Here is a 19,409-nt window from a genome sequence, read left to right as displayed (position 1 = left end):
TCGATTGCCATGCCCCTGCCCCAATTCGTGCATCTGGTTGAAGTCGGACCCCGCGACGGCCTGCAAAACGAAGCACGCCCCCTCTCCATCGAAGACAAGGTGCGGCTGGTCGATGACCTGGCCGCGGCGGGTCTCACGCGGATCGAGGCCGGCAGTTTCGTGTCTGCCCGGTGGGTGCCGCAGATGGCCGGGAGCGCCGAGGTATTTTCCCGGATCGAACGGCGCAGGGACGTGGTCTATTCGGCCCTTACCCCCAACCTGCGGGGCTTCGAAGAGGCCATGCAGGCCGGTGCCACGGAAGTGGCGGTGTTTGCGGCGGCCTCCCAGGCGTTTTCCGAACGCAATATCAATTGTTCCATCAGCGAAAGCCTGGAACGCTTCGTGCCGATCATGGACGCCGCCGCCCGGCAAGGCGTGCGGGTTCGAGGCTATGTGTCCTGCGTGCTGGGTTGCCCTTACGAGGGCACGGTGTCGGCGCATCAGGTGGCGGCGGTGGCCAACGAGCTGATCGCCATGGGCTGCTACGAAGTTTCACTGGGCGATACCATCGGCGTCGGCACCCCTTCGGCGACCCGTGTATTGCTCGATATCGTCGCCGGACAGATCCCGCGCAGCCGGCTTGCCGGGCATTTCCACGATACCTACGGGCAGGCGCTGGTCAACATCTACGCCAGCCTGCAGGAAGGAATCAGCGTGTTCGACAGTTCGGTCGCCGGCCTCGGGGGCTGCCCTTACGCCAAGGGCGCCAGCGGCAACGTCGCCACCGAAGACGTGTTGTACATGCTCAGTGGCCTGGGCATCGTCACGGGGGTGGACCTGGATCGCGTCATTGACGCGGGCCAGCGCATCTGCACCGTCATGCAGCGCGCCAATCAGTCGAAAGTGGCCCTTGCCCGCCAGACCGGGTGACGCTGGTCGGGCAGGATACGCCAGCAGTGCGACATACTGCCGCAGGGGTGTTACCCTGCGCGTCACTGAAGCGATGCAATCGGGTATCTCGGGAACACATCTGCACGAGCGCCCGCCGGAGCCGCTGACTGAAAACCCCTAACATTCTGTTCTGTAAGGCTTTTATAAAACTGGCACGGCTCCTGCTATCTCTCAGGCATAACAACAATAAAAACCAGCAGCATCCAATAAAAACAACATGTATCGGCTCTGACACAACAAGAACAACACGCACAGAGACGCAGCTAACAGATTTTTTTGAAGAAGATGGCTTTCCCGAAGCACTTGCCGAGCAAGGGTTTCGCAGCCGGGCAGAGAACAATAAAACTACCGTGAGGTAGCGCCCGAATCGGCTGAAGTGACGAAAGCGGTCAGCGCTCAAAAAAATACGTTTGCTCTTGACCCGGATAGGGTCGCCTACGGCAGCAACGGGCCTGGTCATCAAAAACAACAACAGACTTACCCGGATAATAAAAAAAGAGCATACAAAGAAACCTTGAAGGGGAGCCCAGGCTCCCCTTCGTGCTTTGCGTCGTTCACCTTTCCTTGTCGCTTCCCTCCCCGTTCGCGCCCCGGCAGATGCCGGACATTGACACTCCATTGCCGGAGGTTTACGTTAACGTAAAGGTCATTGCGAATCCGCCTAAAAACAATACAGGAATGCGAGCCCATGTCTTATCCCAGTCTGAATTTCGCCCTGGGCGAAACCATCGATATGTTGCGCGACCAGTTACAGTCCTTCGTGGCTGCGGAACTTGCGCCGCGTGCCGCTCAGATCGACCAGGACAACCTGTTTCCGGCCGACATGTGGCGCAAGCTGGGCGATATGGGCGTGCTGGGCATCACCGTCAGCGAAGAATACGGCGGCGCCGGCCTGGGTTATCTGGCCCATGTGGTGGCCATGGAAGAAATCAGCCGCGGCTCGGCATCCGTGGCACTGTCCTACGGTGCCCATTCCAACCTGTGCGTCAATCAGATCAACCGCAACGGCAACGCCGAGCAGAAAGCCCGCTACCTGCCGCGCCTGATCAGCGGCGAGCATGTCGGCGCGCTGGCCATGAGCGAGCCCAATGCCGGCTCTGACGTGGTATCCATGAAGCTGCGCGCCGAGCGGCGCGGTGACCGGTTCGTCCTCAACGGCAGCAAGACCTGGATCACCAATGGTCCTGACGCCCACACCTACGTCATCTACGCCAAGACCGACCTGGCGAAGGCGGCCCATGGCATCAGCGCGTTCATCGTCGAGCGGGACTGGAAAGGTTTCTCCCGCAGCGGCAAGTTCGACAAGCTGGGCATGCGCGGTTCCAACACGTGCGAGCTGTTCTTCGACAATGTGGAGGTTCCAGAAGAGAACCTGCTGGGCCAGCTCGACGGCGGCGTGAAAGTGTTGATGAGCGGGCTGGACTACGAGCGCGTCGTATTGTCCGGCGGGCCGACCGGAATCATGCAGGCCTGTCTGGACCTGGTACTGCCCTACATCCACGACCGCAAGCAGTTTGGCCAGAGCATCGGTGAATTCCAGTTGATCCAGGCCAAGGTGGCCGACATGTACACCCAGCTCAACGCCAGCCGCGCTTACCTCTATGCCGTGGCCCAGGCCTGCGATCGCGGCGAGACCACCCGCAAGGATTCAGCGGGGATCATTCTGTACAGCGCCGAACGGGCGACCCAGATGGCCCTCGATGCCATCCAGATCCTGGGCGGCAACGGCTATATCAACGAGTTCCCGGCCGGCCGCCTGCTGCGCGACGCCAAGCTGTACGAAATCGGAGCCGGAACCAGTGAGATCCGTCGCATGTTGATCGGCCGCGAGCTGTTCAACGAGACCCGTTGATTGACTGGAGTTCACATGGCTATCGTCCACACGCGTATCAATCCCCGTTCTGCCGAGTTCGCTGCCAACCACGCCGCGCTGTCCGGCCTGGTGGACAACCTGCGCCGCCAATTGACACTGATTCAGCAAGGCGGCGGCCAGAGTGCGCAGCAGCGGCACACCTCGCGAGGCAAACTGCTGCCTCGCGAGCGCATCAATCGCCTGCTCGATGTCGGTTCGCCGTTTCTGGAAATCGCCCCGCTGGCCGCCTGGGAGGTCTATGAAGAGAGCGTGCCGGCGGCCGGACTCGTGGCCGGAATCGGAAGGATAGAAGGCGTCGAATGCATGGTCATTGCCAACGACGCGACCGTCAAAGGCGGCAGCTACTACCCGCTGACGGTCAAGAAACACCTGCGCGCCCAGGCCATCGCCCAGCAGAACCGCTTGCCGTGCGTGTACCTGGTGGATTCGGGCGGTGCCAACCTGCCGCGTCAGGACGAAGTCTTTCCAGACCGCGAGCATTTTGGTCGAATCTTTTTCAATCAGGCCAACATGAGCGCCCAGGGCATTGCCCAGATCGCGGTGGTCATGGGTTCCTGCACCGCAGGTGGTGCCTACGTCCCGGCCATGGCCGACGAAGCGATCATGGTGCGCCAGCAAGCGACGATCTTCCTCGCCGGTCCGCCGCTGGTCAAGGCTGCCACCGGCGAAGTGGTCAGCGCCGAAGAACTGGGCGGCGCCGATGTGCATTGCAGGACGTCAGGTGTAGCCGACCATTACGCGGACAACGACGAGCATGCGCTGCAACTGGCAAGACGTTGTATCGCTAATCTGAACTGGCGCAAGCAGGGTCGCCTGGAATGCAGTGCGCCTGTCGAGCCGATGTATCCGGCCCAGGAGCTGTACGGCATCATCCCGGCCGACGCCAAGCAGCCATTCGATGTGCGCGAAGTGATTGCCCGACTGGTGGACGGCTCGGCGCTCGATGAGTTCAAGGCGTTGTTCGGTACGACACTGGTGTGTGGCTTCGCCCGCCTGCACGGCTACCCCATCGCGATCCTGGCCAACAACGGCATCCTGTTCGCCGAAGCCGCGCAAAAAGGCGCGCACTTCATCGAGCTGGCCTGCCAGCGCGGCATTCCCCTGCTGTTTTTGCAGAACATCACCGGGTTCATGGTCGGCCAGAAGTACGAAGCCGGCGGCATTGCCAAGCACGGCGCCAAGCTGGTGACGGCCGTGGCCTGCGCCAGGGTGCCGAAATTCACGGTGATTATCGGCGGCAGCTTTGGCGCCGGTAACTACGGCATGTGCGGCCGTGCCTATGATCCACGCTTCCTGTGGATGTGGCCCAATGCGCGGATCGGCGTGATGGGCGGCGAGCAGGCCGCAGGCGTGCTGGTGCAGGTCAAATGCGAGCAGGCGGCGCGCAATGGCGAACACTTCACATCGCAACAGCAGGCGGCGTTGAAACAGCCGATCCTCGATCAATATGAACACCAGGGTCACCCCTACTACTCCAGCGCCCGGTTGTGGGACGACGGCGTGATCGATCCGGCGCAGACCCGTGACCATCTCGCCCTGGCATTGTCGGCGTCCCTCAACGCCCCCATCGAACCCACCACATTCGGCCTGTTTCGAATGTAAGCCGGAGAACGCCATGACCGATTTCGCGACGCTGGAAATAGTCAACGATCCGCGCGGCTTCGCCACCTTGTGGCTCAACCGCCCGGAAAAGAACAACGCCTTCGATGCGCAGATGATCCGCGAGCTGATCCTGGCGCTGGAGCGCGTCCAAGGTGATCCCGCCCTGCGCTTTCTACTGATCCGTGGCCGCGGCAAGCATTTCAGCGCCGGCGCCGACCTGAGCTGGATGCAGCAGGCCGCCAACATGGACTACAACACCAACCTGGATGATGCTCAGGAACTGGCCGAGCTGATGTACAACTTCGAAAAGCTCAGGATGCCGACCCTGGCGGTGGTGCACGGTGCGGCATTCGGCGGCGCATTGGGGCTGGTCAGTTGCAGTGACATGGCAATCTGCGCCGATGACGCCCAGTTCTGTCTTTCGGAAGTGCGCATCGGGCTGGCGCCGGCGGTTATCAGCCCGTTCGTGGTGCAGGCCATCGGCGAACGGGCGGCGCGGCGTTATGCACTGACCGCCGAACGCTTCGACGGCCCGAGGGCCAGACAGCTGGGCATGATCGCCGAATGCTATCCGTCGGCCGAGCTCGATGCCCAGGTTGAACGCTGGGTCGAGCAGTTACTGCTCAACAGTCCCCAGGCCATGCGGGTCACCAAGGATCTGTTGCGCGAAGCCGGTAACGGCGAGTTGAGCCCTGCCCTGCGCCGCTACTGCGAAGGCGCGATCGCGCGCATCCGGACCAGCGCCGAGGGCCAAGAGGGCCTGCGGGCCTTTCTCGAAAAGCGCACCCCGCACTGGCAGCTGTCAGCCATCCACAGCGAGCCGAACTCATGAACCGTACGAACTTGCCCGTTATCGATACGTTGCTGGTGGCCAATCGCGGGGAAATTGCCTGTCGCATCATGCGCACGGCCAAGGCAATGGGTCTGACCACGGTCGCGGTGCACAGCGCCATAGATCGCGACGCCCGGCACAGCCGGGAAGCCGACATTCGGGTCGACCTCGGCGGCAGCAGGGCGTCGCAAAGTTATCTGTTGATTGACAGACTGATCGCCGCTGCCCGGCAAAGCGGCGCCCAGGCGATCCATCCCGGTTATGGGTTCCTGTCTGAAAACCCGGATTTCGCCCGTGCAGTCGAACAAGCGGGCCTGATTTTCCTCGGTCCTCCCGCCTCGTCCATCGACGCCATGGGCAGCAAGGCCGCCGCCAAGGCGCTGATGGAAAATGCCGGGGTGCCGCTGGTGCCCGGTTATCACGGCGCTGCTCAGGATCTGGAGACCTTTCGCAGCGCCGCCGAGCGCATCGGTTACCCGGTGCTGCTCAAGGCCAGTGCCGGGGGCGGCGGCAAAGGCATGAAAGTCGTCGAGCGCGACAGCGAGCTGGCCGAGGCGCTGGCTTCTGCCCAGCGTGAAGCCCGCTCTTCGTTCGGCGATGCACGGGTGCTGGTGGAAAAGTACCTGCTCAAGCCACGCCATATCGAAATCCAGGTCTTCGCTGACCAGCAGGGGAACTGCCTGTACCTCAATGAACGGGACTGCTCGATCCAGCGTCGCCATCAAAAGGTCGTCGAAGAAGCGCCGGCGCCGGGTCTGGACCCGGAGCTGCGGCGGGCCATGGGCGAAGCGGCGGTCAGATCGGCCAAGGCCATCGGTTACGTGGGTGCCGGGACAGTGGAGTTTCTGCTGGACGCCCGTGGCGAGTTCTTCTTCATGGAGATGAACACCCGGCTGCAGGTCGAGCACCCGGTAACCGAATGCATCACCGGCCTGGACCTGGTGGAGTGGCAGATCCGCATTGCCCAGGGCGAACCGCTGCCCATGACCCAGGAGCAGGTGCCGCTGCTGGGGCACGCCATTGAAGTGCGCCTGTATGCCGAAGACCCGGCCAAGGATTTCCTGCCCGCCACCGGGAGCCTGGAACTCTACCGTGAGCCCGCCTTGACCACCGGACAGCGCATCGACAGCGGCGTCAGTGAAGGCGACAGCATTTCGCCTTATTACGATCCGATGCTGGGCAAGCTGATCGCCTGGGGCCAAACCCGAGAGCAGGCTCGCCTGCGCCTGCTGGCGATGCTCGACGGGTTTGCGGTCGGGGGTGTGAAAACCAACCTGGCGTTTCTGCGCCGGATCGTGGGCCATCGTGCATTCGCTGCCGCCGAGGTGGACACCGGGTTTATCCCCCGTCATGAACAAGACTTACTGCCCGACACCGCTGCGTTACCCACCGCATTCTGGCAGGTGGCCGCCGAGGCATTTGCCCAAAGCGAGCCTGCCCGGATGAATCCTGACGATCAGCACTCACCGTGGAGTAACGCCCGTGGCTGGCGCGCCGGGCTGCCGGCTGAGATCGACTTGCACCTGAGTTGCGATTCCCAGCGGCAGGTCGTCAGGCTACGCACCTGTGGCGGCTCACTCTGCACCCTGGAAGGCGAACGGCTGGTCGTCGACGACCAGGGCGTACGGCGCTCTCATCGGGCGATCCGTCGCGGACCGTTGCTATACCTTCAATGGCAGGGCGAGATCCATATGGTGCGCCGCTTCGATGCCGTCGCCGAGGCCGATGCCAGCCACACACCACACGGCGGCCTTGCCGCGCCCATGAACGGCAGCATCGTGCGGGTATTGGTCAAGGCTGGCCAGAAGGTCCAGGCCGGCGAACAGCTGGTGGTGCTGGAAGCCATGAAGATGGAGCACAACATCCGCGCCGCCGAGGCCGGAGAAATCGCCGCGGTGCATTGCCGCGAAGGCGAGATGGTCAACGAAGGAATGGTGTTGGTCGAGCTGACCGCAAATCTGTAGGAGCGAGCTTGCTCGCGAAGAAGCCGGTACAGCCGCATTGGCTATGTGGCCTGGAATGACGTCTTCGCGAGCAAGGTCGCTCCTACAGTGGTGCGAGGCGTGGCTAAAAAACACGCAACAAAAAAGGGCCCACCTTTCGGTGAGCCCTTCGAGACCGCCCAGCAGAGCGGATTTTGTCTGGTAGGCGCGATTGGACTCGAACCAACGACCCCCACCATGTCAAGGTGGTGCTCTAACCAACTGAGCTACGTGCCTGCTGTGGGTGTGCATCCTACGCAAATTCGCGGATATGTCAAACGGTATTTTCCGTAAGCCACTGTTATTCCGTGGTTTTATCATTCCGCCCTACCTTCTGCCGCGGTCCCTGCGTCTGGCAGCGGCTTCCGACTTCGGGTAGGATCGGCGCACTCGTCAAGAATATTAAACGGAGTTACGGGATGGCCAACACGTCTTATCCGCGGTCGTACTATGCCGCCTCAGCCAATGCGGCTCCCGAGCGCGCCGCCCTGGACGGCGAAGTCGAAACCGACGTGTGCGTCATCGGCGCCGGGTACACCGGGCTTTCCAGCGCCTTGTTCCTGCTTGAACACGGTTTCAAGGTCCGGGTTCTGGAAGCGGCCAAGGTCGGATTCGGCGCATCAGGCCGAAACGGCGGGCAGATCGTCAACAGCTACAGCCGTGACATCGACGTCATCGAACGCACCGTAGGTCCACAGCAAGCGCAGCTTCTGGGGCATATGGCCTTTGAAGGCGCGGCGATCATTCGCGACCGGGTCTCGCGTTATGGCATCCAGTGCGACCTGAAAGACGGCGGCGTTTTCGCAGCCCTGACTGAAAAACAGCTCGCGCATCTGGAAGCCCAGCAACGTTTGTGGGAACGCTACGGCCACACGCAACTGGAACTGATGGACAAGTCGCGCATCCAGCAAGTCGTGGCCTGTGATCAGTACATCGGCGGGCTGCTGGACATGACCGGCGGCCACATCCATCCGCTCAACCTGGCCCTGGGCGAAGCCGCAGCCGTGGAATCGCTGGGCGGCATCATCCATGAGCAGTCAGCGGCGATTCGTATCGAGCGCGGCGCCAATCCCGTGGTCCATACCGCCCAGGGCCGGGTGCGGGCCAAGTTCGTGATCGTTGCCGGCAACGCTTACCTGGGCAATCTGGTGCCGGAACTGGCGGCCAAGTCTATGCCGTGCGGCACTCAGGTGATTACCACCGAACCGCTCGGCGACGCGCTGGCCAAGACCTTGCTGCCGCAGGATTACTGCGTCGAAGACTGCAACTACCTGCTCGACTACTACCGCTTGAGCGCGGACAAGCGCCTTATCTTCGGCGGCGGCGTGGTCTATGGCGCGCGGGACCCGGCCAACATCGAAGCCATCATCCGGCCCAAGATGGTCAAGGCGTTCCCGCAACTCAAGGACGTGAAAATCGACTACGCCTGGACCGGCAACTTTCTGCTGACCTTGTCGCGCCTGCCTCAGGTCGGGCGGCTGGGCGACAATATCTATTACTCTCAGGGCTGCAGCGGCCACGGCGTGACCTACACGCATCTGGCCGGCAAGGTGCTGGCCGAAGCGTTGCGCGGTCAGGCCGAGCGCTTCGATGCGTTCGCCGACCTGCCCCACTACCCGTTTCCTGGCGGACAGCTGTTGCGCACCCCGCTGACGGCGCTCGGTGCCTGGTACTACAGCCTGCGGGACCGCTTGGGTTTCTAAGCGGAATCCATAAAAAAACGGCGCCTGGAGAGCGCCGTTTTCGGTCCAGCCGATCAATTCAATTAACACCCTGGCGCCCGAGGCTCTTGATTGCCTCCCCGGCAGCCTGCTCCTGACCGGCCCTGGAGAGTTCATTCGCCGCGTTCACCCAGCGCTGCTGATCGACTTGCGCCGGCAGTTGCCTGGGTCCTTGGATCAACACGGCCCAGCTTCCGGCGTCTTTCCACGCGGCGTTGAAGTCGTCGAAGCTCATCACTGCGCGGCGGTACATGCCGGCGTTCAGCAGCACGGTCTGCTTGACGCGGTTGTAGCCCACCAGCGTCGCGTAGCGCGGCGTCTTCCACCAGGCCGAGCCATCGCGATAGCGCACCATGACCGGATACCCTGCCGACACCTGTGCCAGCAATGCCTGCAATTCGCCATCCAGCGGATAGACCATGAAACCGTACTCACGGGCAACTTTCGACATGTTCTGCTCCAGACGATCTTCACCCCCGGGGAGCTGCAACGGCTTGTCGAGCAGACCCGGCGTGATCTGGACTTGATGATGGGCCAGCATGGCCGCGAGGGTGCCCGGCCCGCTCTGGTAGGCATTGCCGCGGAAAAAAGGCACGGAGTTCAGCTCGACGCGATCCGGCAAGCGCTGGATCTCGGGCGACAGGCTCGACGCGCAGCCGGCCAGGCCCAGCAGCAACGCGGCGGTGAGCAAGGTTCGCCGACAGGCGACGGTAGCAAAACAGGAAAACAGGCGCGGCATGTTCACTCACTTTCACAGATGTCGGGCATCTGCGCCCGAGTCGACAGACGATCATAGAGCGCTCGGCAGCGCGGGTATAGCACTTCCAGTGTGGGGAAAGCGTGCGGTTAGACCAAATCGATCATAGCTCATGGCCATTGGTCAATTTGCCGAAACATGCCGCGTACTAGACTGTCAGTTATCAAGACTGCAACACCAAGCAGCAATCGGGAGGCAATTATGAGCCTGGAAATGACCATCGTGATGCTGATCGCCTCATGGCTCGCCATCGCATGCGCCATGCTCTGGGGCATCCTGCGCATCTCCCGTCGCCACCAGCACCGCCCTGCTCGCCCGGTGATGCCCGCCACGTCTGTAAACCTGGATAAACGCCCCAAGGCACGGCCTGCGACAGCCCACTGATCGACAGACGATACACAAAAAACGGTCAGCCCCGGGTCTGGAGGCTGACCGTTTTCGTGAGCACGGTCAGATCAGTGTTGCGTGACCTGCTCCGCCGCCTTACGGCGCTTGGCACGACGGGCCATCATGTTCAGGCCTTCGATCAGGGCCGAGAACGTCATGGCGGCATACACATAGCCTTTCGGCACATGGGCACCAAAGCCTTCGGCGATCAGCGTCATGCCGATCATGATCAGGAAGCCCAGCGCCAGCATGACCACGGTCGGATTGTCATTGATGAACTTGGCCAACGGGTCGGCCGCAACCATCATCACCACTACCGCCGATACCACGGCAATGATCATGATCGGCAGGTGCTCGGTCATGCCGACCGCAGTAATGATGCTGTCGATGGAGAACACCAGGTCCAGCATCAGAATCTGCGCAATCGCAGCTGACATGCTCAAGGTCACGGTTGAAGCCAGGGTTTTCTCTTCCTCGGTCTTGACGTCGACGCTGTGGTGGATTTCCGTGGTCGCCTTCCAGACCAGGAACAGGCCGCCAGCGATCAGGATCATGTCCTTCCAGGAGAATGCCTGGCCGAACATTTCAAACACCGGCGCGGTCAGCTGGACGATATAGGCCACGGTACTGAGCAGGCCAAGGCGCATGATCAACGCCATGCCGATACCCAGGCGCCGGGCCTTGGGCCGCTGATGCTCGGGCAATTTATTGGTGAGGATGGAGATGAAGATCAGGTTGTCGATACCCAGCACGACTTCCATGACCACCAACGTCGCCAGCGCGATCCACGCTGCCGGGCTGGTCGCAAGTTCCAGTAGATATTCCATAGGTATGCCTGCCTGAGCCAAAGGGTTGAACGTTAGATGTCCTTGCTGGATTTTTCCTGCGTGTCTGCAGGTTTCACTTCCAGTACGGAAAGGTCTTGCCTGGCATCCTCCAGTGCCTGTGTTGCAGCCTTGTGAGTGTCATCGATGGCTTGTTTGGCCGAGTGGGCCGCCGTGTCCAGCAATTGTCTGGAAGATGATTCGACCTGATCGCAGCCAGCCATTACTACCAGAGAACCACCAAGGATCAACGCACAGATGGGTTTGAACATGTTTCCCTCTATTACAGGGCCAGACGAACCTGGCGATAACGCAGCATTCTAGAGAGCCATGACCATCAGTTAAATTCGTATTTAACAGAGCTATACTTCGCTTTTAACGAACTGTTGGTCTTATGCTCAATTATCGCCAGCTGCATTATTTCTGGGTCGTCGCCAAAACCGGCAGCATCGTTCGCGCCTGTGAACAACTCAATCTCACACCGCAAACCATCAGCGGCCAGATCAGCCAGCTGGAAAGCACACTGGGCATCGACCTGTTCCAGCGCGTCGGCCGTCAGCTGGAGCTGACTGAAGCCGGCCGCCAGGCCCTGCCCTACGCCGAGCAGATGTTCCAGCTGGGCAGTGAACTGGAGAATGTGCTGCGCTCGCAGTCCGGGGAGCAACAACTGCTGTTCCGCATCGGCGTAGCGGACGTGGTGCCCAAGTCGATCGTCTACCGACTGCTTGCCCCGACCATGGTCATCGACCAGCCGATCCGGATTTCCTGCCGGGAAGACAAACTGGAGCGCCTGCTGGCCGATCTGGCCATCCAGCGGCTGGATCTGGTGATATCCGACAGTCCGATGCCGCCGCATCTGGATATCAAGGGCTTGAGCCAGAAACTGGGGGAATGCGGGATCAGCTTTTTCGCCACCGATGACGTAGCGCAACGCGTGGGGACGCCGTTTCCGCAATGCCTGCACGGCGCGCCGCTGCTGATTCCAGGCCAGGACACCGTGGTGCGTGGACGGCTGATGCGCTGGTTTGCCGAGCTGCGAATCCAGCCGCGCATCATCGGAGAGTTCGATGACAGCGCGCTGATGAAAGCCTTCGGCAAATCCGGCAGCGGTATTTTCGTCGCCCCCAGCGTGATTGCCGATGAGGTGCAGAGCCAATACGGCGTGCAGATCATCGGCCAGACCGAGGCGGTGACCGAGTCGTTCTACGCCATTACCGTGGAACGCAAGGTCCGGCACCCCGGCATCGTTGCGATTGCCGAGAGTGCGCGCAATCAGCTGTTCACGGCCGGGGTTTAGAACTTGCCCATGTAGTCGCGCTTGCCGATCTCCACGCCGTTGTGGCGCAGCAGATCGTAAGCAGTGGTGACGTGGAAGAAGAATTGCGGCAAGGCATAGGTCAGCAGGTAGGCCTGGCCGTTGAGGCGTTTTTCCTTGTCGGTGCCGGGACGCAGCACGACTTCAATGCCTTCGTTGCCGTCCACCTGAGCAGGCTGGATGTCGCCGATAAACGCCAGAGCCTTGGCCAGCAGCGCCTGAAGCTCAGCGAAGCTGGTTTCGTTGTCGTCATACTTGGGCACTTCAAGACCGGCCAGGCGTGCCGAGGCGCCCTTGGCGAAATCCACTGCGATCTGGATCTGGCGAGTGAACGGCAGCATGTCCGGGTACAGGCGAGCCTGGAGCAGCGCTTCGGGCTGGATTTTCTTGGCGACGGCATGGGCCTCGGCCTTGACCAGAATCTCGTTCAGAGCATTGAGCATCTGTTGGAAGACAGGGACGGATGCAGCGTACAGGGAAATGGACATGGGAATTCCTGGGTCTGAAAGCGAGAGATTATAGACGTGTCGGCTACCTGCCATGGGTGGTGTTTTCCGCCAGACGCAAAACGACCATCAGCCGCTGGAATAAATCACCGATCCGTCCTAGGCTGGCAGCCCGCCACACCACGTCGAATTGTTCAGGGAACGCACCATGTCCACCGAGCTTTCCAGCATTGAATCCGAATCCTCAAGCGCCGATGAGCAGACAGTTCGACTGACCGCCATTCAGGTGAGGCTGTTGGGCTGCCTGATCGAAAAGCAGGCCACCCATCCGGAAACCTACCCGCTGACCCTCAATGCGCTGGTCCTGGCCTGCAACCAGAAAACCAGCCGTGACCCGGTGATGAACCTGACCCAGGGCGAAGTCGGCCAAGGCTTGCGCGCATTGGAGAACCAGGGCCTGACACGACTGGTAATGGGCAGCCGCGCCGATCGCTGGGAACATCGCCTGGACAAACACCTGGAACTGGTGCCGGCGCAATTGATCCTGACCGGATTGCTGTTGCTGCGCGGACCGCAGACCGTGAGCGAACTCTTGACCCGCAGCCAGCGCATGCACGATTTCGAAGACAGCGAGCAGGTTGGCCACCAGCTGGAGCGCCTCATCGGCCGCGGTCTGGCAATCCTGCTGCCGCGCCAGCCCGGCCAGCGCGAGGACCGCTACATGCACCGCCTCGGCGAAACCGAAGACCTGAACGCCTTGCTGGCCGCCCGCCAACCTGCGCCTGAGCGTAGCGCAGCCGCTGCAACGGCGGCTGACACCTCCCGACTCGACGAACTGGAAGCGCGCATCGCCGCACTTGAAGAGCGGCTGGCGCGACTGGAGTGACGCGCCCGGCTTTCAGCTCCTGGCAAAGGCGGCGGCTTCCCGGTACTGCGCCTCGGTCGGGCGCACGCCGGTGTACAGTACGAATTGCTCCAGAGCCTGGATCGCGGCCACCTCATCCCCGCTGATCACACGCTTGTCGAGCCGCCGGGCCGCCTTGATCAATGGCGTGTCGGCAGGCGTGGCTACAACGTCGAACACGGTCTGCGCGGCGGCGATGGCGGGCAGATCGAACGCCAGTTCATCGGCTTGCGGGCCGATCATGCCCAGCGGCGTCACATTGACCAGCAAGGCGGGCCGCTCAGTGCCCAGGTCGGGCTGCCAGGCGAACCCGCAGGATTGCGCCAGCGCCCGACCCGCCTGTTCGTTGCGAGCGACAATCAAACCGTCGGTGAAACCTGCGTCGCGCATGGCGAACGCCACAGCCTTGGCCATGCCGCCGCTGCCACGCAAAGCAAAAGCGGTGTGCGGTACGCCGTGGGTTTCGAGCAACTGCGCGACTGCGATGTAATCGGTGTTGTAGGCCTTGAGATGGCCGTCAGTGTTGACGATGGTATTGATCGACTGGATCGCCGCCGCCGAAGGATCGAGTTCATCCACCAGTGCGATGCAATCTTCCTTGAACGGCATCGACACACCACAGCCGCGGATGCCCAGCGAGCGGATGCCGCCGACTGCCGCCGAGAGATCATTGGGGGCGAACGCTTTGTAGTAAAAGTTCAGGCCAAGCTGCCGATAAAGATGGTTATGGAAGCGCACGCCGAAGTTTCCCGGGCGTGCGGCCATGGACATGCATAACTGGGTGTCGCGGTTAGCGGTGACGGGCATTCTTTTCCCCCCAATGGTGTTGGATTGATCCGTCGAGGCAGGCGAACACTCGCGTCCGGCCAGCGATGGCCACCGGAGCAGGACGCCGCCCAATGCGTTGTGAGTGAGCTACAGAAGTACCTTACACAAACTTTACCCAGCGCCTTCGCAGTTTTTTCCGCAAACGCTGTCTTAGAAGTTATCCCGTGGCAGTGCTTGAGCATCGTGCAGGCCGGCGACAACGGGTCGAAAGTCGAGGAACCACCATGATTCGTCATATTCCCAAGATTGCGCTGTTTATAGGTGCGCTGGCCATCGCAGGCCAGGCCAACGCCGACCGTGGCTGGGGTGGCCCGGCAGTGGTCGGCGCCATCGTAGGTGCGGCGGTCGTCGGAGCGGCGGTGTCGTCCGGTCGGGACAGAACCGTGTATGTGGAGCGTGAGCCGGTGTATGTACAACCGCAGCCGGTCTACTACGCGCCGCCGCCCCCGCCGGTTTATTACCAGCCGGCCTATCAGGTGGTGGAGCGCTACCCTGCGCCGCCGCCTGGTTACTACCGCCGCTACGCGCCGCCGCGCCCGGTGTATTACGGCCCGCCTCCGGGCTACTACCGTCATGACCGTCACGATCGCTGGTAACGGCGCCGCCAACCCCGTCTCGCCAGGCGGGGTTTTTCGTGGATACCGGGGTTTTCAGGCGTGCACACCTTTTTTATCAATGACGACTATCGAGAACGTTGATTTCTGCTGACCATACCGTCGCCTTACAGTGGCGGCATAGTTTGTTGGAGGCACTTATGAACAAGGTTCAAATCATGTCGGTGGTCGGCAGCGCCGTCCCGGCTCAGCTTAGAGAGCGTGGCCTGCTGGCTTGTTGGTACCTGGTGCAGGATGGTGAGCCGCTGGTCGGACCATTTGCGTCATTGCCGGCCGCCCAGGCCCAGTCCGAAAGACTTCAGGTCCGCCCGCTGCCTAACTGAGTGCCCTTTTCAAACGCTCGATCCTCGTGCGTTGCTCCGCACAACCCCTTGCCCGCTTTCTTGAAGCGGGCTTTTTTATGGGCGTTGCGCGGCAACCTGCGGGAGTTGATCTGTTCGAGTCCGCTCCCACGATGCAACTCAGAGACGCTCTGCCATAGCCGCATTGACCTGGCAACGATGAGCCAGCTTTTGCAGGCGTTTTTCCAGGGCGATCAACACCACCCGGTCGGTCCGACCGCTTTCCAGCTCGTCGATCAGGTCATTGGCGACCTGCCGCAGTTCGTGGGCCAGCACCACCCGGTCATCGTTGAGATCGTGCTTGTGGGACTCGAACAACCGGTGCAGGTAATCCTGCAGCGTGTGTTGCAGCCGGTGGCGATCGGTGGCGCGCAGGTGGTTGAGATTCAGGTTGATCCGCCCTTGCAGTTCGCTCAGTTCGCCACACAGGTACTGCATGCGCCGGGCATAACCGATTTCCCGTTCCTTGCGCAGCGCATGGGCCGTGTCCGTTTCCTGCTTGCGCTGGATGCTCGGAACCGCCACCGCCACCATAATGCCGACGAGCAGGCCGATAGCCTGGACCCATCCGGCCCAGTCCGCGGGGCGGGAAAAAAAGCCGGCGAGCAGCAACAGCACGGCAATCACTGAAGCAACGATCACCAATACCACGTGATCCTTGCCGATAAACCCTTTGAGCATTGCTCGACTCCTTCAATCGATGACCTTCCACGGCATCGAATGCTAATCGGTGAGCGGCGCCGACACCACGAATATCGAAGACTTGCGCAGGCTTTGTGCACCTTTCCTACTTAACCGCAACTTAATGGGATGAACATTCCCGAACTTAAAGACGAAACACAGCGCCCTACCCATCGACAGGGGTTCAAACGTGCTCCTAGAATGCAGCGTTTCCCTACTGTCCCGTGCGCAATGCACTTTTAACGTGTGAGCAATGCTCTTGAAAATCCGCCTGCCGCTCCTGGCCCTGATGTTTACACTTACGGGTCCGGGCTTTTCATCTCTTACGCTGGCAAACGAACCTGTCGCCCTCAACCGTGACCCTGCGCAACTTCATCTGGCTTCCGGCAGCGCGCTGGTCATCGACCTGCAGACCGATAAAGTCCTGTATTCCAGCAACCCGGACGTCATCGTGCCCATCGCCTCGGTGACCAAGCTGATGACCGGGATGGTGGTGCTCGACGCCAAGCAGTCGATGGACGAATACATTCCGGTCGATATCTCACAGACGCCTGAAATGAAGGGCGTGTTTTCCCGCGTCAAGCTTGGCAGCCAGCTGACCCGCAAGGATATGCTGCTGATTACCCTGATGTCTTCGGAGAACCGTGCCGCCGCCAGTCTGGCCCACAGTTATCCGGGCGGTTACCCGGCGTTCATCCTGGCGATGAATGCCAAGGCCAAGGCGCTGGGCATGAAGCACACCGCCTACGTCGAACCGACCGGTCTGTCCGTGTATAACGTGTCCACCGCACGCGACCTGACCAAGCTGGTGATGGCCGCCCGCAAATACCCGCTGCTCAGCGAGCTGAGCACTACCGATGAAAAGACCGTGAGTTTCCGCAAGCCCAACTACACCCTGGGCTTTCGCAATACCGACCACCTGGTGCGCAAGGAGAACTGGGACATCCGTCTGACCAAGACCGGCTTTACCAACCAGGCCGGTCATTGCCTGGTGTTGCTCACGACCATGGCCAATCGTCCGGTGTCGGTGGTCATCCTCGATGCTTTCGGCAAGTACACTCATTTCGCCGATGCCAGCCGCCTGCGCAAGTGGCTGGAAACCGGACAGAGCGGCCCGGCACCGGAAGTGGCCCTGCAGTACAAGAAGGAAAAGAACCTGGTGATGCGCCAGACGGGCATTCAGGCCAAGGACTGACCGCGCCCGGGCAACACGAACAAACGGTCGCGAAGGCTCAGCCTCGCGACCGTTTTTGTTTCGCCGGGCGGTGGCTCGACCGAACCACGCGCCCGCCTTAAAGCCGGCTTGGCTAGAGAATCGGCTTGCCGCCGGTAACACCGTAGCGCGTACCGGAGATATAGCTGCCTTCGTCCGAGGCCAGCAGGACATAGATCGGCGCCACTTCTACCGGTTGGCCGGGTCGGCCCAGCGGCGTCTGGCTGCCGAAGTTCTGTACTTCTTCTTCCGGCATGGTTGCCACAATCAGCGGCGTCCAGATCGGACCAGGCGCTACGCTGTTGACCCGGATTCCACGCTCGCCCAGCATCTGCGCCAGGCCGCCGGTAAAGTTGGCAATCGCGCCTTTGGTGGTCGCATACGCCAGCAGGGTCGGCTTGGGCATGTCCGAGTTGACCGAGCTGGTGTTGATGATCGAACTGCCGGATGCCATGTGGGGCACGGCCGCCTGGCAGATGCGAAACATCGACGTGATGTTGATATCGAAGGTGCGCACCCATTCCTCGTCGGGAATCTCTTCGAAGGTTTCGTGGGTCATCTGGAACGCAGCGTTGTTGACCAGCACATCGATGCGGCCAAATTCCTCGACGGTCTTGCTGACAATGTCGTAGCACTGTTGCTTTTGCGCCAGATCACCCGGCAACAGCAGGCACTGACGGCCCGCCTGCTTGACCCAGCGAGCTGTTTCCTCGGCATCTTCGTGCTCGTCCAGGTAGGAAATCGCGACGTCCGCACCTTCGCGTGCGAAAGCGATTGCCACAGCCCGGCCGATGCCGCTGTCGCCACCGGTGATCAGCGCGATCTTGTTCTGCAGCCGTCCGGAGCCGGTGTAACTCTCTTCACCACAGTCGGGGTACGGGTCCATGCGGCCCTGCTGACCTGGAACCGGTTGGCTCTGTTTCGGGAACGGTGGTTTTGGGTAGTCAGTCATTGCGGTCTCCTTGAGTTACGTCCCCCGTCGGCGCTTCGAAAACCGCCGAGCAAGGAGCTTCAAAACGTACAAGCCGTTGGCGGCTTACCCGTTATCTGTCATGCCAGGCAAGGGCATCGTTCAGACAAGTGTTGGCGGAGCTGACGAATGGTGCACGACAGCGGCGACTCGCCACCCTGCGCCACCTGTTGACTTGGTATGAGGAGGTGGCAGGAAATCATTAAAATGGAAATTTGGGGTGGTATTAATGTGACTGCCAAGCGCCTTGCCTACGGAGCGCCATGCGCCGCCCCCGCCTGTACTGACGGCCGTCAGCAGGCCGCGTCTTGCGTTTCGAGCAACTCCACGAAGCGCGTCAGGCTCTGGGACACCGTACCCCGGCGCCAGATCAGCCAGGTGTGCAGCAGGCGAAAGTTTTCCGACAACGGCCAGATGCTGACAGTGGTGCAGCCGGGCATGCTTTCCAGCATGCTGCGCGGCATCAGCGCCAGCCCTGCCCCGGCGCTCACGCAGGCCAGCATGCCGTGGTAGGACTCCATCTCGTAGATCTTGCCCGGCACGGCGGCGTCGTCGCTGAACCAGCGTTCGAAGTGATGGCGGTAGGAGCAATTGGCGCGGAACGCGTAGATGCTCTCGCCGGTGACATCGCGACCGCGGGTCACCGGCGCATGGTTGAGCGGCGCGATGATCACCATTTCTTCCTCGAACACCGCCACGCCGTCCAGCGCCGGATGCAGCACCGGCCCGTCGACGAACGCGGCGACCAGGCGCCCGGCCAATACGCCGTCGATCATGGCTCCAGACGGCCCGGTGGTCAGGTCCAGTTCGACCTTGGCGTATTGCTGGTTATAGCGCGCCAATAATCCCGGAATGCGCACTGCCGCTGTACTCTCCAGCGAACCGAGGGAAAACGGTCCTTGCGGTTCTTCGCCGGAAACCGCCGCGCGGGCTTCCTCCACCAGCGCCAGTATTCGCCGGGCGTAGTCGAGGAAATTCCAGCCCGCCGGTGAAAGGCGCAAGCGATGCTTCTCGCGAATGAACAGCTCGACCCCCAGGTCGTTTTCCAGCTGCTTGATACGGGTGGTGAGGTTCGAGGGCACGCGATGGATTAACTGGGCGGCCGCGCTGATGCTGCCCTGCTCTGCCACTGCCTTGAAAATCTCCAGCTGGACCAGATCCAATTCATTCTCCAAACGTGAACGTATCG

General features: G+C 61.4%; 20 protein-coding genes and 1 tRNA gene. 12 read left to right on the top strand and 9 right to left on the bottom strand.

Translation table 11 applies throughout. The features are described 5' to 3' along the window. The first annotated feature begins 9 nt into the window (after positions 1–9). The 5 genes from EGJ27_RS01760 (at position 10) to EGJ27_RS01740 (ending at position 7,201) form a co-directional block, all read left to right on the top strand. Entirely contained in the window at positions 10–909 is a 900-nt protein-coding gene (locus tag EGJ27_RS01760; RefSeq protein WP_125828992.1) for a hydroxymethylglutaryl-CoA lyase, read from the top strand. Between the two features lie 709 nt (positions 910–1,618). Further along, the gene (locus tag EGJ27_RS01755) at positions 1,619–2,782 is read left to right on the top strand and encodes an isovaleryl-CoA dehydrogenase (protein ID WP_125828991.1); all 1,164 of its coding nucleotides are present in this window, start codon (positions 1,619–1,621) and stop codon (positions 2,780–2,782) included. 15 nt (positions 2,783–2,797) lie between these two features. Then, on the top strand, positions 2,798–4,405 hold the full coding sequence (locus tag EGJ27_RS01750) for a carboxyl transferase domain-containing protein (RefSeq protein WP_125828990.1): 1,608 nt from the start codon (positions 2,798–2,800) through the stop codon (positions 4,403–4,405). A gap of 13 nt (positions 4,406–4,418) precedes the next feature. Beyond that, the gene (locus EGJ27_RS01745; protein ID WP_125828989.1) at positions 4,419–5,237 is read left to right on the top strand and encodes a gamma-carboxygeranoyl-CoA hydratase; all 819 of its coding nucleotides are present in this window, start codon (positions 4,419–4,421) and stop codon (positions 5,235–5,237) included. Further along, complete coding sequence (locus tag EGJ27_RS01740) at positions 5,234–7,201, top strand: acetyl/propionyl/methylcrotonyl-CoA carboxylase subunit alpha (protein ID WP_125828988.1); 1,968 nt, start codon at positions 5,234–5,236, stop codon at positions 7,199–7,201. Before EGJ27_RS01745 ends, EGJ27_RS01740 begins: the two co-directional genes overlap by 4 nt. 178 nt (positions 7,202–7,379) lie before the next feature. On the opposite strand, the gene EGJ27_RS01735 is transcribed toward EGJ27_RS01740, so the two are convergent. Continuing rightward, positions 7,380–7,456, bottom strand: a tRNA-Val gene (locus tag EGJ27_RS01735). A gap of 182 nt (positions 7,457–7,638) precedes the next feature. Between EGJ27_RS01735 and EGJ27_RS01730 the strand changes: the two genes are divergently transcribed. After that, entirely contained in the window at positions 7,639–8,922 is a 1,284-nt protein-coding gene (locus tag EGJ27_RS01730; protein WP_125828987.1) for an FAD-binding oxidoreductase, read from the top strand. Between the two features lie 58 nt (positions 8,923–8,980). Here EGJ27_RS01730 and EGJ27_RS01725 read toward each other — a convergent pair whose 3' ends face one another. Further along, a complete protein-coding gene (locus EGJ27_RS01725; protein ID WP_125828986.1) occupies positions 8,981–9,679 on the bottom strand; it encodes a peptidase C39 family protein in 699 nt (232 codons plus the stop codon). 219 nt (positions 9,680–9,898) lie between these two features. On the opposite strand from EGJ27_RS01725, the gene EGJ27_RS01720 reads away from it, so the two are divergent. Further along, complete coding sequence (locus tag EGJ27_RS01720; RefSeq protein WP_177522905.1) at positions 9,899–10,081, top strand: hypothetical protein; 183 nt, start codon at positions 9,899–9,901, stop codon at positions 10,079–10,081. A gap of 71 nt (positions 10,082–10,152) precedes the next feature. Here EGJ27_RS01720 and EGJ27_RS01715 read toward each other — a convergent pair whose 3' ends face one another. Together EGJ27_RS01715 and EGJ27_RS01710 are read right to left on the bottom strand one after the other, a co-directional pair. Then, on the bottom strand, positions 10,153–10,911 hold the full coding sequence (locus EGJ27_RS01715; RefSeq protein WP_125828984.1) for a TerC family protein: 759 nt from the start codon (positions 10,909–10,911) through the stop codon (positions 10,153–10,155). A 32-nt stretch (positions 10,912–10,943) separates the two neighbouring features. Next, a complete protein-coding gene (locus EGJ27_RS01710; RefSeq protein ID WP_125828983.1) occupies positions 10,944–11,180 on the bottom strand; it encodes a hypothetical protein in 237 nt (78 codons plus the stop codon). A 122-nt stretch (positions 11,181–11,302) separates the two neighbouring features. Between EGJ27_RS01710 and nhaR the strand changes: the two genes are divergently transcribed. Further along, the gene (nhaR, locus tag EGJ27_RS01705; RefSeq protein ID WP_125828982.1) at positions 11,303–12,205 is read left to right on the top strand and encodes a transcriptional activator NhaR; all 903 of its coding nucleotides are present in this window, start codon (positions 11,303–11,305) and stop codon (positions 12,203–12,205) included. Here nhaR and EGJ27_RS01700 read toward each other — a convergent pair. Continuing rightward, positions 12,202–12,711 carry a DUF1993 family protein gene (locus EGJ27_RS01700; RefSeq protein ID WP_125828981.1) on the bottom strand — a complete coding sequence of 170 codons (510 nt, stop codon included), beginning with the start codon at positions 12,709–12,711 and terminating at the stop codon, positions 12,202–12,204. The genes nhaR and EGJ27_RS01700 overlap by 4 nt on opposite strands. A gap of 166 nt (positions 12,712–12,877) precedes the next feature. Between EGJ27_RS01700 and EGJ27_RS01695 the strand changes: the two genes are divergently transcribed. After that, a complete protein-coding gene (locus EGJ27_RS01695; RefSeq protein WP_125828980.1) occupies positions 12,878–13,555 on the top strand; it encodes a YceH family protein in 678 nt (225 codons plus the stop codon). 12 nt (positions 13,556–13,567) lie between these two features. On the opposite strand, the gene EGJ27_RS01690 is transcribed toward EGJ27_RS01695, so the two are convergent. Then, a complete protein-coding gene (locus EGJ27_RS01690; protein ID WP_125828979.1) occupies positions 13,568–14,380 on the bottom strand; it encodes a shikimate 5-dehydrogenase in 813 nt (270 codons plus the stop codon). 245 nt (positions 14,381–14,625) lie between these two features. On the opposite strand from EGJ27_RS01690, the gene EGJ27_RS01685 reads away from it, so the two are divergent. Both EGJ27_RS01685 and EGJ27_RS01680 read left to right on the top strand, forming a co-directional pair. Beyond that, positions 14,626–14,997 carry a hypothetical protein gene (locus tag EGJ27_RS01685; protein ID WP_125828978.1) on the top strand — a complete coding sequence of 124 codons (372 nt, stop codon included), beginning with the start codon at positions 14,626–14,628 and terminating at the stop codon, positions 14,995–14,997. A 158-nt stretch (positions 14,998–15,155) separates the two neighbouring features. Then, entirely contained in the window at positions 15,156–15,338 is a 183-nt protein-coding gene (locus tag EGJ27_RS01680) for a hypothetical protein (protein WP_125828977.1), read from the top strand. A gap of 138 nt (positions 15,339–15,476) precedes the next feature. Here EGJ27_RS01680 and EGJ27_RS01675 read toward each other — a convergent pair whose 3' ends face one another. Next, positions 15,477–16,037, bottom strand: a complete 561-nt coding sequence (locus EGJ27_RS01675) for a DUF5336 domain-containing protein (RefSeq protein WP_125828976.1) — start codon at positions 16,035–16,037, stop codon at positions 15,477–15,479. Between the two features lie 253 nt (positions 16,038–16,290). Here EGJ27_RS01675 and pbpG point away from each other — a divergent pair, with 253 nt between their 5' ends. Continuing rightward, complete coding sequence (gene pbpG, locus EGJ27_RS01670) at positions 16,291–17,232, top strand: D-alanyl-D-alanine endopeptidase (protein WP_125828975.1); 942 nt, start codon at positions 16,291–16,293, stop codon at positions 17,230–17,232. Between the two features lie 112 nt (positions 17,233–17,344). Here pbpG and EGJ27_RS01665 read toward each other — a convergent pair whose 3' ends face one another. Both EGJ27_RS01665 and EGJ27_RS01660 read right to left on the bottom strand, forming a co-directional pair. Then, positions 17,345–18,202 (bottom strand): SDR family oxidoreductase, encoded by an 858-nt coding sequence (locus EGJ27_RS01665; protein ID WP_125828974.1) that lies wholly within the window; start codon positions 18,200–18,202, stop codon positions 17,345–17,347. Positions 18,203–18,513: 311 nt separating this feature from the next. Further along, entirely contained in the window at positions 18,514–19,383 is an 870-nt protein-coding gene (locus tag EGJ27_RS01660) for a LysR family transcriptional regulator (protein ID WP_125828973.1), read from the bottom strand. Between the last annotated feature and the right edge of the window lie 26 nt (positions 19,384–19,409).

The sequence above is a fragment of the Pseudomonas sp. v388 genome, assembly GCF_003935425.1.
Classification (GTDB): Bacteria; Pseudomonadota; Gammaproteobacteria; order Pseudomonadales; family Pseudomonadaceae; genus Aquipseudomonas.
Note: the sequence above shows the minus strand (reverse complement) of the source record. Positions and strands in the feature narration are given on the sequence as shown.

Coding starts and splice junctions, on each gene's coding strand:
- EGJ27_RS01760 (WP_125828992.1), top strand. CDS start 10: ATGCCCCTGCCCCAATTCGTGCATCTGGTTGAAGTCGGACCCCGCGAC.
- EGJ27_RS01755 (WP_125828991.1), top strand. CDS start 1,619: ATGTCTTATCCCAGTCTGAATTTCGCCCTGGGCGAAACCATCGATATG.
- EGJ27_RS01750 (WP_125828990.1), top strand. CDS start 2,798: ATGGCTATCGTCCACACGCGTATCAATCCCCGTTCTGCCGAGTTCGCT.
- EGJ27_RS01745 (WP_125828989.1), top strand. CDS start 4,419: ATGACCGATTTCGCGACGCTGGAAATAGTCAACGATCCGCGCGGCTTC.
- EGJ27_RS01740 (WP_125828988.1), top strand. CDS start 5,234: ATGAACCGTACGAACTTGCCCGTTATCGATACGTTGCTGGTGGCCAAT.
- EGJ27_RS01730 (WP_125828987.1), top strand. CDS start 7,639: ATGGCCAACACGTCTTATCCGCGGTCGTACTATGCCGCCTCAGCCAAT.
- EGJ27_RS01725 (WP_125828986.1), bottom strand. CDS start 9,679: ATGCCGCGCCTGTTTTCCTGTTTTGCTACCGTCGCCTGTCGGCGAACC.
- EGJ27_RS01720 (WP_177522905.1), top strand. CDS start 9,899: ATGAGCCTGGAAATGACCATCGTGATGCTGATCGCCTCATGGCTCGCC.
- EGJ27_RS01715 (WP_125828984.1), bottom strand. CDS start 10,911: ATGGAATATCTACTGGAACTTGCGACCAGCCCGGCAGCGTGGATCGCG.
- EGJ27_RS01710 (WP_125828983.1), bottom strand. CDS start 11,180: ATGTTCAAACCCATCTGTGCGTTGATCCTTGGTGGTTCTCTGGTAGTA.
- nhaR (WP_125828982.1), top strand. CDS start 11,303: ATGCTCAATTATCGCCAGCTGCATTATTTCTGGGTCGTCGCCAAAACC.
- EGJ27_RS01700 (WP_125828981.1), bottom strand. CDS start 12,711: ATGTCCATTTCCCTGTACGCTGCATCCGTCCCTGTCTTCCAACAGATG.
- EGJ27_RS01695 (WP_125828980.1), top strand. CDS start 12,878: ATGTCCACCGAGCTTTCCAGCATTGAATCCGAATCCTCAAGCGCCGAT.
- EGJ27_RS01690 (WP_125828979.1), bottom strand. CDS start 14,380: ATGCCCGTCACCGCTAACCGCGACACCCAGTTATGCATGTCCATGGCC.
- EGJ27_RS01685 (WP_125828978.1), top strand. CDS start 14,626: ATGATTCGTCATATTCCCAAGATTGCGCTGTTTATAGGTGCGCTGGCC.
- EGJ27_RS01680 (WP_125828977.1), top strand. CDS start 15,156: ATGAACAAGGTTCAAATCATGTCGGTGGTCGGCAGCGCCGTCCCGGCT.
- EGJ27_RS01675 (WP_125828976.1), bottom strand. CDS start 16,037: ATGCTCAAAGGGTTTATCGGCAAGGATCACGTGGTATTGGTGATCGTT.
- pbpG (WP_125828975.1), top strand. CDS start 16,291: ATGCTCTTGAAAATCCGCCTGCCGCTCCTGGCCCTGATGTTTACACTT.
- EGJ27_RS01665 (WP_125828974.1), bottom strand. CDS start 18,202: ATGACTGACTACCCAAAACCACCGTTCCCGAAACAGAGCCAACCGGTT.